Raw genomic sequence first — 10849 nt, forward strand, 5'->3', positions numbered from 1 at the left:
CGACGAACATGAAAGGAGGCGGCGCGATGCTCACCGACATCGACGGGCTACACCATGTGACGTCGCTGGCCAGCGGCGCGCGGGCCAACGACCATTTCTTCACCCGCGTGCTCGGCCTGCGGCGGATCAAGACCACGGTCAATTTCGACAATCCCCGCGTCTATCACCTCTATTACGGTGACCGGATCGGAACGCCCGGCACGGTGATGACGTATTTCCCCTTTCCGGACGCCTCGCGCGGCACGCCCGGCACCGGGGAGACCGGGCATGTCGCCTTCTCGATCCCGCCGCGCAGCGCGGCGGCCTGGCGCGAACGTCTGCGCGCCGCGGGGGTCGAGAGCACGGAGGAACGCCTCTTCGACGAAACCCGCCTCGTCTTCGCCGGCCCCGACGGCGAGCGCCTCGTGCTGGTCGAGGCCGAGGACGACCGCGCGCCCTGGCTCGAGGGCGGCATCCCGCCGAACATGGCGATCCGCGGGCTTCATTCCATCTCGCTGCGCGTGGCCGAACGCGAGCCGATGATGAAGCTCCTCCGCTTCATGGGCTTCGAGGAGACCGGCGCGGAAGGGCCCGTCACGCGCCACGCCGACGGGCCCGGTACCGCGGGACACATCGTCGAGCTCGACCACCGTCCCGACATGGCGCCCGCGCAGGAAGGCGCGGGCTCGGTCCATCACGTCGCCTTCCGGACCGCCGACAGGGCGTCGCAGGCGAGGATCCGCGAGGCGCTGGAACAGGCGGGGCATCGCGTGACCGAGCTGCGCGACCGCGACTACTTCTTCGCGATCTACTTCCGGACGCCGGGCGGCATCCTCTTCGAGGTGGCCACCGACGAGCCCGGCTTCGCCCGCGACGAGCCGTTGGAGACGCTGGGCCAGTCCTTGTGCCTGCCCGCGCAACACGCCCATCTGCGCGAAGAGCTCGAACGCACGCTCGAGCCGCTGCCGGAACCGGCCTCCGCCGAGGCCTGACCGGGCGCCCTCAGAACGGCGCGGGCGCGCGGAAACTCGTGCCCGCCCCGCCATCGGGGTGGTGGATGCGCAACTCCTCGGAATGGAGCATCATGCGCGGCCAGTCCCGCGCCGCGCCCTCGGCGTAGAACGGATCGCCGAGGATCGAGTGGCCCAGCTCGGCCATGTGCACCCGAAGCTGGTGGCTCCGCCCCGTCTTCGGCATCAGTTTCACCCGCGTCTCCCCCTCCTCCCGGCGCTGCACGCGCCATTCCGTCAGCGCGGGCTTGCCGGTCTCGAAGCAGACCTTCTGGCGGGGGCGGTTGGGCCAGTCCACGATCAGCGGCAGTTCCACCGTGCCGCTGCGCGGCTCGAGCCGCCCGGCCACCCGCGCGACATAGGTCTTGCGCGTCTTCCGCCGCTCGAACTGCAGCCCGAGATTGCGTTGCGCCGGGGCGGTGAGCGCAAAGACCATGACGCCCGAGGTGTCGCGGTCCAGCCGGTGGACGAGCAGCGCCTCGGGAAAGACCGCCTGGACCCGGGCGAGCAGACAGTCGGCGAGATGCGCGCCCCGCCCCGGCACCGAGAGAAGCCCCGCGGGCTTGTCCACCACGACGATCTCGTGATCGGCATGGAGGATTTGCAACGGCTCTTGCGGAGGGTCGTAGGCATCGGACATGTTGCGCGGTGCTACCGTCCGGCGGCGCGGGTGTCCAGACGCGTGGACCGCGCCGGATTGACGGACCGCGCCGGAGCCGTTACGCCCCGGCGCTTCCGAAAGAGGACGGGGGACGAAATGGCACGCAGGCGCAAGGGGCGCGACATCTCCGGCTGGCTGGTGGTGGACAAACCCGCGGGACCCACCTCCACCCATGTGGTCAACGTGGTGCGCCGGGCGCTCGACGCGAAGAAGGCGGGACATGCGGGAACGCTTGACCCGGCGGCGACAGGGGTTCTGGCCGTCGCGCTCGGCGAGGCCACCAAGACGGTTCCCCATGTCACGGATGCGCTCAAGGCGTATGTCTTCACCGTCCGCTTCGGGCAGGCGACCGACACCGACGACGCCGAGGGCAAGGTGATCGCGGAAAGCGACGCGCGCCCCACCGACGCGGAGATCAAGGCCGCGCTGCCCGCCTTCCTGGGCGAGATCATGCAGGTGCCGCCGCAATACTCGGCGGTCCGGGTGGAAGGCCAGCGCGCCCATACGCTGGCGCGCGGCGGCGCGGCGCTCGACCTCGCGCCCCGGCCCCTCTGGGTGGAGGAGTTGCTGCTCGCCGACCGCCCGGACCGCGACCATGCGGTGCTGGAGATGGTGTGCGGCAAGGGCGGCTATGTCCGGGCGCTCGCCCGCGATCTCGGCCGCGCGCTGGGCTGCCATGCCCATGTGACGACGCTGCGCCGCAGCTGGTCCGGCCCCTTCGTCGCCGAGGACGGCCTTTCGCTTCAGGAGGTGGAGGCGCTGGCGGGAGATCCCGCGCTCGACGCGCGGCTCCTTCCGCTGGAGGCCGGTCTTTCCGAACTGCCCCAGGCCCGCGCCACGGCCGAGGCGGCCGCGCGGCTGCGCCACGGCAACCCGGCCCCGGTGGTCGCCAACGGGCTCGACTACGGCGAGGAGTGCTGGGCCTCCTGCGACGGGCGCGCGGTGGCCGTGGGGCGCTACCGGGCGGGAGAGCTGCACCCGGCACGCGTCTTCCGCGATGACGGCTGAGGCGCGGCAGCTCCGACCCGGGCACGAAAAAGGGGGGCGCCTCGGCGCCCCCCTTTCGCGTCCGGGCCATCGGCCTCCGGATCAGTTGACCGCTTTCGCGTCCACCACGTCCTTGTCGGTGGCGGCATCCTCGGCCTTCGCGATCTCGATCCGGCGGGGCTTCAGCGCCTCCGGGATCTCGCGCTTGAGGTCGATGTGCAGCATGCCGTCGGTGTGGCTCGCGCCGGTCACGCGCACATGATCGGCAAGCTGGAACCGGCGCTCGAACGCGCGGGTGGCGATGCCGCGGTGAAGGAAAGTGCGGCCCTCGTCCTCTTCCCTCTCGGCCTTGCGGGCCGAGACGACGAGCGCGTTTTCCTTCACCTCGACCGACAGGTCGTCCGCGGTGAAACCGGCCACCGCGATGGAGATGCGGTAGGCGTCCTCGGCCGTCTTCTCGATGTTGTAGGGCGGATAGCTGGGCTGGCTCATGTCGCTGGCCATGACCCGATCCATCATGTCGGCGACGCGGTCGAAACCGACGGTGGCCCGGTAAAGCGGTGCAAGATCGAACGTACGCATATGGTCATCCTCCTTCAGAGCGATAACGGTTGGTAGCCTTCCCCGGAGGGACAGGCGCTTCGTGCCGGCAGCCCATGAGGCGCCCCGGCATGGTCGGATCTGGGAAGACGTTCACGCCGTTTCAAGCCCGTTCAGGGCCGGACGAACCGTGCCCCGCCCACCGCGGCCGGCGCCCCGCCCACCGTGACGCGGCGCGCGCCCGGCGAGGGGCCCGCCACCGGCGCGTCGCCGTGGCGCAGGCGGCGCCGCAGTTCGGGCACCACCTCGGCGAGCGGCGCACCGAAGGAGCGCGGCGGCCCGTCCTCGGGGCCGCCCATCGACGACACCAGCGCGAGGATGCGCGCGCGGGTGCCATAGCGCACGAACACCGGCGCGCCGGAAGAGCCGAAGGTCACGTCGCAGTCGAAGACCATGATTCCCGGAGCCTCGTCCAAGAGCCGGCAGCGGCGCTGGCGCGCGGGCGCCTCGGACCGCCCCTCGCCGTAGGAGACCACGCTCACCTCGTCGCCGGGCCGGGGATCGACATGCACCCGGAAGGGATCGGCGACGGCCGCGCCGATGGGCTCCGCAAGGCGCAGAAGCGCCACGTCATGACGCACCATGTCGCCGCGGATGCTGCCGTCGCGCGAAGGTTCGTAGGCCTCGGGCATGGCCAGCCGCGCGCCCCGCCGCTCTGCCAGCGCGCGCCCGTTCATGTATCCGGCGCGAAAGACGACCTGTTCGGGCGGCACCGGCGCGCCCGTGTCGCGGAAGAACAGGCAATGCGCGGCGGTCAGCACCAGATCGTCGGCGATCAGAACGCCCGTGCAGTATCCGTTTCCGGCCACGTCCACGCGGCCCACCGCCTCCCAGCCCATCAGGTCGGAGCGAAGCTGCATCTGCCGCGGCGCTTCCGCGGCGACGAGGCCCGGAAGGACGAAAAGCGCGATGAGCGCCACGACACGCGCCCGGACCCTCATGGCCGGACGAACTTCGCCCCGGCCGGCGGGCGGGTCGCCCCGTCCGCGCCCATGCTCGGCACCAGCCTGAGATCCAGGTCCATGCGGGCGGAGGCCATCTCGGCCTGCAGGAGGGCCAGCGGCTCTGCCAGCGCGGTGCCCAGTGCCACCTTCGCGCCGCCATACTCGGCCTTGGCCGACACGACGGACACGATGCGCGGCTCGCCCGCGTCGAAGCTGAACACCGGCGCGCCAGAGGCCCCGAAATCCACCTCGCAGTCCATCACGAGCACGCCGTACTGCCGGGCGCGCACGCCGCAGACCTCTTGCAGAGAGGGTGCCTCGGCCCGGTCGCGCGCGTAGGACACGACGCCGATCCGCGCGCCCGGCAGCGGATGCTCGCCCGTCCGGAACGGAATGACGCCGGTATTGCGGATCGGGTGGTGCAGTTCCAGCAGCGCCACGTCGTCGCGCACCCGCGAGGCCGAGGTTTCCGTCTGGAACCGGTAGTTCGGATGCGCCACCGCCCGGCGCACCTGCCGGTAGGCTTCCGCGCGGCCGTTCCGCCAGCCGGCCAGGAACTCGATATCGGTCACCTCGATCCGGGCGCCGGTCTCCCGGTCGTAGAGACAATGCGCCGCGGTCAGCACCAGATCCGGCGCGATCAGCGCGCCCGTGCAGAAGCCCCGTCCGCCGAGCTCCAGCCGGCCGACGGCTTCCCAGCCACGGTTCTGCTCGCTCGTCTCCAGCATGCGCAGCGCGCCGTCCGCGGCCGAGGCCACGGGCGCGACGAGCGCGACCAGAAGGGCGAAAAGGGCGACGGGACGCATGAGGCCTATCCTTGGCGGTCGCGACACACCCGGAATAGAGAAAAGTTGAGGCGAAACTACGGCACGAACCTATCCGGCACGGAAACGCAGCGTTTCCGCAACACGGGGCGGGCAGGGCCCGCCGGTCACCCAGTCAAGAAGTTCGACGGTGTGCACGACGGGAATCTCCGTCCCGCCGCCGATCTGCATCATGCAGCCGATATTTCCGGTGGCGATCACGTCCGGGGCGCGCGCCTCGAGCGTGCGCACCTTGCGCGCCTTGAGCTGCCCCGAGATCTCGGGCTGCATCAGGTTGTAGGTGCCCGCCGAGCCGCAGCAGAGATGGCTGTCGGCCGGCTCGACCACCTCGAAGCCCGCGCGCTTCAGCAATGTCTTGGGGGCCGCCTTCACCTGCTGGCCGTGCTGAAGCGAGCAGGCCGCGTGATAGGCCACGCGCAGCCCCTGCGCCGGTCCCTCGGGCAGCCCGAGTTCGGAGAGCACCTCGCTCACGTCGCGGGCGCGAAGGGCCACCCGTTGCGCCTCGTCGGCGAGCGCGTGGCCCTCGAACATGTGGCCGTAATCCTTCACCGTCGTGCCGCATCCGGAGGTGTTGACGACGATGGCGTCGAGGCCGTCGCCCTCCATCTCGCGCGTCCAGGCGCGGATGTTGGCCGCCGCGCTTGCGTGGCTTTCCGCGGTCTTGCCCATGTGATGGGTGAGCGCGCCGCAGCAGCCCGCGCCCTCGGCCACGACGACCTCGCAGCCCAGCCGCGTGAGCAGGCGAATCGTCGCGTCGTTGATGTCGGTATTGAGCGCGCGCTGCGCGCAGCCCGTCATCAGCGCCACGCGCTTGCGGCGCGCGCCTTCCGCCGGAAAGACCTGCGGGTCGTCGTTGCGGCTCACGGGCGGGATGGCGGCGGGCGCCATGTCCAGCATCGCCCTGAGCCGCTTGTCCGGCACGAGGCCGCGGAACGGCCGCCCGATCTTCGCGGCGAGAAGCGCCACGCGGAACCGCGTCGGATGGGGCAGGATGCGCGCCAGCATCCAGCGCAGCGCCCGGTCGCGCCAGGGGCGGTCGTAGGTCGTCTCGATATATTCCCGCGCGTGGTCCACGAGATGCATGTAATGCACGCCCGAGGGGCAGGTGGTCATGCAGGCGAGGCAGGAGAGGCAGCGGTCGATGTGCAGCACCGTCCTGTCGTCGGGCACCCGCTCGTTCTCCAGCATGTCCTTGATGAGGTAGATGCGGCCGCGGGGCGAATCGAGCTCGTCGCCCAGCACCTGGTAGGTCGGGCAGGTCGCCGTGCAGAATCCGCAATGAACGCAGCTGCGCAGGATGTCGTTGGACCGCTGCATCGCCGGATCGGCGAGCTGCTCTGGGCTGAAGGTGGTCTGCATGGCGCTCAGGCCTCGAGGTCGGGGTTGAGGATGCCGCGGGGATCGAAGCGCGCCTTGAGCCCGGCGGTCAGCGCCGCCACCGGTCCGGCCTCGGGCGGGCGCGCCGGAACGTCCGGCCGGGGCGCGCCACGCACCCGCGTCGCGTGGCCGTCGAAGGTGCCGAGCCGGGCGCGGGCGTCCGTGCCTTCCGGCAGCAGCGCCCAGAGGAGCCCGCCGCCCCAGTCGACGAGCACGCGCTCGGCCTCGAGCCGCGACAAGAGCTTCGGCGCCGCGCTCGGCCGGCAATGGATGCGCCAGACGTCGCCCATGGCGCCCTGGAGCGGGGCGGCATCGCGGATTTCACGCCACGCGTCCCGGACGGCGTCAGGGTCGGCCACCGTCTCTGCCACACCGAATCCCGCAAGGTGCTCGGCAAGCCGGCCCAGCCGGTAGGCGACCTGCGTCTCGAACCCCTCGATCCGGAGCATGGTGCGCCCGGCCGCGGCATCATGCGCCGCGCCCGTCACCTCGTAGGCAGAGCCCAGCGCTGACGACATCGCCGCCACCGCGCGCTCCACGCTCAGCCCGTCGAAGACGATCATGCCCTGCGTCTCGGGCGCGGGCAGCACCTTGAGGCTTACCTCGCTGAGCACGCCGAGACGGCCGCGGCTGCCGGCCATCAGGCGCACAAGATCGTAGCCGGTGACGTTCTTCATCACCCGTCCGCCGTTCTTCACGACACGGCCCGCCCCGTCCACGAAGCGCACGCCGAGCATGAAATCGCGCGCCGCGCCCACGGCCACCCGGCGCGGACCGCTGACGTTTCCCGCCACCACGCCGCCGATGGTGGGCGCGCCCTCGGTGCCCAGAAGCCCGCGGTGGTCCATCGGCTCGAAGGCGAGGCGCTGGCCCTCCCGCCCGAGAACCGCCTCGATCTCGCCGAGCGGCGTGCCGGCCCCCGCCACGAGGGTCAGCGCCCCCGGCTCGTAAAGCGAAATGCCCGCGAGCCCGGCGGTGGAAAGCACCTCCGCGCCCGCCGCCGCGCCGCTCCGCGTGGCGCCGCCGCGAACGGCCAGAGGCGCGCTCGCCTGCGCAAGCGTTTCGGACAGCTCGGTTTCGGACCCCGGTGCGATCATCTTGCCCGCTTTCGTCAGACTCCGGCGCGCCCGCGCCGCTACTCCGCCGCGAGGCGCGCGGCGCGGCGCGCCTCGGACACCGCCAGCGGGAACACCTTGGCCGGGTTCAGCAGCCAGGCCGGGTCGAACACGTCCTTCACGGCCATCTGCGCCTCCAGGTCGGCCGGCGCGTACTGCTCGCCCATCAGGTCGCGCTTCTCGATCCCGACGCCGTGCTCTCCGGTGAGGCAGCCGCCCACCTCGACGCAGAGCCGCAGGATGTCGGCGCCGAACGCCTCGCAGGTCTCGAGGTCTCCGGGCTTGTTGGCGTCGAACAGGATGAGCGGGTGCATGTTGCCGTCGCCCGCGTGAAAGACGTTGGCGACCTCGAGGCCGTACTGCGTCGACATCTCGCCGATGCGGCCCAGGACGCGCGGAAGCTCGGAGACCGGGATCGTCCCGTCGAGGCACATGTAGTCGCCCATCTGCCCCATGGCGCCGAAGGCGGACTTGCGGCCTTTCCAGATGCGCGCGGCCTCGTCCTCGTCGGCCGCCTCGCGCAGCTCCACCGGGTCGTGCTTGCCGGCGATCTGCTTGATGAGGCCGAGCTGGGCGTCGATCTCGTGCTCGGCGCCCTCCACCTCGACGATGAGCAGCGCCTCGCAATCCGGGTAGCCGGCATGGGCGAACGCCTCCGTGGCGCGGATGCAGGGACGGTCCATGAATTCGATCGCCACGGGCAGGACGCCCGCCTTGATGATGTCCGAGACGCAGGCGCCCGCGACCTCGCTCGACGCGAAGCCCATGAGCACGGGGCGCGCGCCCTCGGGCTTCGGCAGGATGCGCAGCGTCGCCTCGGTCACCACGCCGAGCTGGCCTTCCGACCCGCAGACGAGCCCCAGAAGGTCGAGCCCGCCCGCGTCCATGTGCGCGCCGCCCAACTCCACCACCGTCCCGTCCATCTGCACGAGCGTCACGCCGAGGAGGTTGTTGGTCGTCACGCCGTATTTCAGGCAATGCGCGCCGCCCGAGTTCATGGCGATGTTGCCCGCGATGGCGCAGGCGAGCTGGCTCGACGGGTCGGGCGCGTAGAAGAAGCCGTCCGCCTCCACCGCGCCGGTGACGGAAAGATTGGTCCGGCCCGTCTGCACGCGGATGACGCGGTCCTCGAGGCTGGTTTCCAGAACCTCGGTCATGCGCGCGATGCCGAGGATCACGCTGTCGGCGGTGGGCAGCGCGCCGCCGGCAAGGCTCGTGCCCGAGCCGCGCGGCACGACCGGCACCCCCATGCGGTGGCAGAGGGCGAGCACCGCGCTCACCTCTTCGGTGGAGGCGGGCAGCACCACGGCGAGCGGCGCGCAGCGATAGGCCGTGAGCGCGTCGCATTCGTAGGCGCGGGTCTCGGCCGGATCATGAATGACCGCCTCGGGCGGCAGGATACGGGAAAGACCTTCGACCAGGTCGCGCTTGCGCGCGAGAATCGCGGGATCGGGTGCGGGCATGTCCATCGGCGGCTCCTCCTGACAAGAAGGGGTAGTCTTCGTACCGGCCCATGGCAAGGTGCGCGCCGTCGCAGGCGGAGCTGCGCCACTGCCGGCGCGCCCGGTGGCCCGGGCGGGGCGTTCCGGCTAGGCTGAGGGACAAGCAGCATTCATGCGGTAGAGGAAACTTCCATGAACCGTCATGTTTTCCTGATCGCGGCGACCGCCGCGCTGGCCGCCACGGCCGCTGCCGCGGACCCGGCCGTGATCGAGGGCGCGCGGGCCGAGCCCGACGGCGCCGGGTGGCGGATTTCCGTCACCTTGCGCCACGGGGATACCGGCTGGGACGATTACGCCGACGCGTGGCGCGTGCTCGGCCCCTCGGGCGAGGTGCTGGCCACGCGCGAGCTTCTGCATCCCCATGTCACCGAGCAGCCCTTCACCCGCTCTCTCGCAGGCATCACGCTGCCCGAGGGCATGACCGAGCTGCGCATCGAAGCGAGCACCTCCGTCACGGGCTGGGGCGGGGAGCTTTACCTGCTGGAACTGCCGACCGAATGAGGCCCCCGGCTCAGCGGCGCCCTTCGCGCAGCCACGCGCCCACGATCAGTGCCGAGGCCAGAAGCAGCACCGCCCAGGCGGGCAGAAGCGGCATCTGGCGCACATCGAGGGTCTGGTAGGCCTCGCGCGGGGTGATGCCCACCCAGCCGCGCCCGGCGGCGGGCCGGCCTTCGCGCACCGTGCGGATCGCGGGCACACCCTCCTCCAGCCGCATCATGCCGCCCCGCACGGCGTCGATGGCCGGCTCCAGCGCGGCGCCGCTGGCGATGGTCTGCACGAACTCGCGCGGGGCCGCCGGGCCAAGCCCGATCACCGCCGTCTGGTCGCCCTGCTCGAGTCGGTAGAGACCGATCTCGGGGCCCTCGTAAAGCGCCTCGAAGCGGCCGGGAGACACCTTTTCCAGGTCGATCGTCTCCTCCTCGCCCGACGGCGTCGTGATCGTCACCGCGCCGACCTCGTCGCCGAGCGTGCGGCGGGCGATCCTCATGCGCTGGCCCGTCGCCTCGGCGGTCAGCGCCTCCTCCTCGAGTTCGGGTTCCTCCATCATCCAGTGCGACAGCCGGCGCAGCAGTTCCAGCTGCGGCCCCCCGCCCTCGTAGCCGCGGCTCCAGAGCCAGGCCTGATCGGAGGCGAGCAGCGCGATGCGGCCCTCGCCCACCCGGTCGAGCACGAGAAGCGGGCGCTCCTCGGTGCCCTGCATCACGACGTCGCCCGAGGCGGGCGTGACCTCGATCTGGCGCAGCCACCGGCCCCAGCCTTCCGGCGCGGGCAGGCCCTGCGTCACGGGGTGGCGCTCTCCCAGCCCCGTCACCGCCGGGCGGAAGCCTTCTTCCACGACGCGGGCCGTCGGCGCCGCGGGGATCACCTCCGACAGCGGCGAGCGGTAGAGGCTGTCCGCGCTGGCGTAGTCGNCCGTCGGCGCCGCGGGGATCACCTCCGACAGCGGCGAGCGGTAGAGGCTGTCCGCGCTGGCGTAGTCGGGCCCGGCGGCCACCAGCACCGCACCGCCCTCGCGGACGTAATTGGCCACGTTGTCGAGGTAGATCGAGGGCAGGATGCCCCGGCGCTTGTAGCGATCGAAGATGATCAGGTCGAAATCGTCCACCTTCTCGAGGAAAAGCTCCCGCGTCGGAAAGGCGATGAGGGAGAGTTCGGAAACCGGCACGCCGTCCTGCTTTTCGGGCGGGCGGAGAATCGTGAAATGCACCAGATCGACCGAGGAGTCCGATTTGAGCAGGTTGCGCCAGGTCCGGGTGCCCGGGTGCGGCTGGCCCGAGACGAGAAGCACCCGCAGCCTGTCGCGCACCCCGTTGATCTGCACCAGCGCCGCGTTGTTGCGGTCCGTCAGT

The 10849-nt window shown here is 71.4% G+C and carries 10 protein-coding genes and 1 pseudogene; 3 read left to right on the plus strand and 8 right to left on the minus strand.

Annotated elements, in window-relative coordinates; genetic code table 11:
- Positions 1-26 precede the first annotated feature (26 nt).
- On the plus strand, positions 27-971 hold the full coding sequence (locus tag AB6A66_RS16260; RefSeq protein ID WP_371056701.1) for a ring-cleaving dioxygenase: 945 nt from the start codon (positions 27-29) through the stop codon (positions 969-971).
- Between the two features lie 10 nt (positions 972-981).
- Here AB6A66_RS16260 and AB6A66_RS16265 read toward each other — a convergent pair whose 3' ends face one another.
- Positions 982-1629 (minus strand): pseudouridine synthase, encoded by a 648-nt coding sequence (locus AB6A66_RS16265; RefSeq protein WP_371056702.1) that lies wholly within the window; start codon positions 1627-1629, stop codon positions 982-984.
- Positions 1630-1746: 117 nt separating this feature from the next.
- On the opposite strand from AB6A66_RS16265, the gene truB reads away from it, so the two are divergent.
- A complete protein-coding gene (gene truB, locus AB6A66_RS16270; RefSeq protein ID WP_371056703.1) occupies positions 1747-2658 on the plus strand; it encodes a tRNA pseudouridine(55) synthase TruB in 912 nt (303 codons plus the stop codon).
- An 81-nt stretch (positions 2659-2739) separates the two neighbouring features.
- Here truB and AB6A66_RS16275 read toward each other — a convergent pair whose 3' ends face one another.
- The 6 genes from AB6A66_RS16275 to AB6A66_RS16300 all read right to left on the minus strand — a co-directional run bounded on the left by AB6A66_RS16275 (position 2740) and on the right by AB6A66_RS16300 (position 8966).
- Complete coding sequence (locus AB6A66_RS16275; protein ID WP_371038276.1) at positions 2740-3219, minus strand: Hsp20 family protein; 480 nt, start codon at positions 3217-3219, stop codon at positions 2740-2742.
- Positions 3220-3350: 131 nt separating this feature from the next.
- Entirely contained in the window at positions 3351-4178 is an 828-nt protein-coding gene (locus AB6A66_RS16280) for a serine protease (protein ID WP_371056704.1), read from the minus strand.
- On the minus strand, positions 4175-4987 hold the full coding sequence (locus tag AB6A66_RS16285) for a serine protease (RefSeq protein WP_371038274.1): 813 nt from the start codon (positions 4985-4987) through the stop codon (positions 4175-4177). Before AB6A66_RS16285 ends, AB6A66_RS16280 begins: the two co-directional genes overlap by 4 nt.
- 69 nt (positions 4988-5056) lie before the next feature.
- A complete protein-coding gene (glcF, locus tag AB6A66_RS16290; protein ID WP_371056705.1) occupies positions 5057-6364 on the minus strand; it encodes a glycolate oxidase subunit GlcF in 1308 nt (435 codons plus the stop codon).
- Between the two features lie 5 nt (positions 6365-6369).
- Positions 6370-7479, minus strand: coding sequence for an FAD-binding protein (locus AB6A66_RS16295; protein WP_371056706.1), 1110 nt, complete (start codon positions 7477-7479; stop codon positions 6370-6372).
- Between the two features lie 38 nt (positions 7480-7517).
- Positions 7518-8966 carry an FAD-linked oxidase C-terminal domain-containing protein gene (locus AB6A66_RS16300; protein ID WP_371056707.1) on the minus strand — a complete coding sequence of 483 codons (1449 nt, stop codon included), beginning with the start codon at positions 8964-8966 and terminating at the stop codon, positions 7518-7520.
- A gap of 165 nt (positions 8967-9131) precedes the next feature.
- Between AB6A66_RS16300 and AB6A66_RS16305 the strand changes: the two genes are divergently transcribed.
- Complete coding sequence (locus AB6A66_RS16305; protein ID WP_371038271.1) at positions 9132-9500, plus strand: hypothetical protein; 369 nt, start codon at positions 9132-9134, stop codon at positions 9498-9500.
- A gap of 10 nt (positions 9501-9510) precedes the next feature.
- On the opposite strand, the pseudogene AB6A66_RS16310 reads toward AB6A66_RS16305, so the two are convergent.
- A pseudogene (locus AB6A66_RS16310) lies at positions 9511-10849 on the minus strand (hypothetical protein); the annotation flags it as partial.

This window comes from Rhodosalinus sp. K401 (genome assembly GCF_041365735.1).
Taxonomy (GTDB): Bacteria; Pseudomonadota; Alphaproteobacteria; order Rhodobacterales; family Rhodobacteraceae; genus Rhodosalinus.

Excerpts from the sequence above, each read along its gene's own strand:
- AB6A66_RS16265 (WP_371056702.1), bottom strand. The coding sequence starts at position 1,629 with ATGTCCGATGCCTACGACCCTCCGCAAGAGCCGTTGCAAATCCTCCAT.
- AB6A66_RS16305 (WP_371038271.1), top strand. The coding sequence starts at position 9,132 with ATGAACCGTCATGTTTTCCTGATCGCGGCGACCGCCGCGCTGGCCGCC.
- AB6A66_RS16295 (WP_371056706.1), bottom strand. The coding sequence starts at position 7,479 with ATGATCGCACCGGGGTCCGAAACCGAGCTGTCCGAAACGCTTGCGCAG.
- AB6A66_RS16280 (WP_371056704.1), bottom strand. The coding sequence starts at position 4,178 with ATGAGGGTCCGGGCGCGTGTCGTGGCGCTCATCGCGCTTTTCGTCCTT.
- AB6A66_RS16300 (WP_371056707.1), bottom strand. The coding sequence starts at position 8,966 with ATGGACATGCCCGCACCCGATCCCGCGATTCTCGCGCGCAAGCGCGAC.
- truB (WP_371056703.1), top strand. The coding sequence starts at position 1,747 with ATGGCACGCAGGCGCAAGGGGCGCGACATCTCCGGCTGGCTGGTGGTG.
- AB6A66_RS16260 (WP_371056701.1), top strand. The coding sequence starts at position 27 with ATGCTCACCGACATCGACGGGCTACACCATGTGACGTCGCTGGCCAGC.
- glcF (WP_371056705.1), bottom strand. The coding sequence starts at position 6,364 with ATGCAGACCACCTTCAGCCCAGAGCAGCTCGCCGATCCGGCGATGCAG.
- AB6A66_RS16275 (WP_371038276.1), bottom strand. The coding sequence starts at position 3,219 with ATGCGTACGTTCGATCTTGCACCGCTTTACCGGGCCACCGTCGGTTTC.
- AB6A66_RS16285 (WP_371038274.1), bottom strand. The coding sequence starts at position 4,987 with ATGCGTCCCGTCGCCCTTTTCGCCCTTCTGGTCGCGCTCGTCGCGCCC.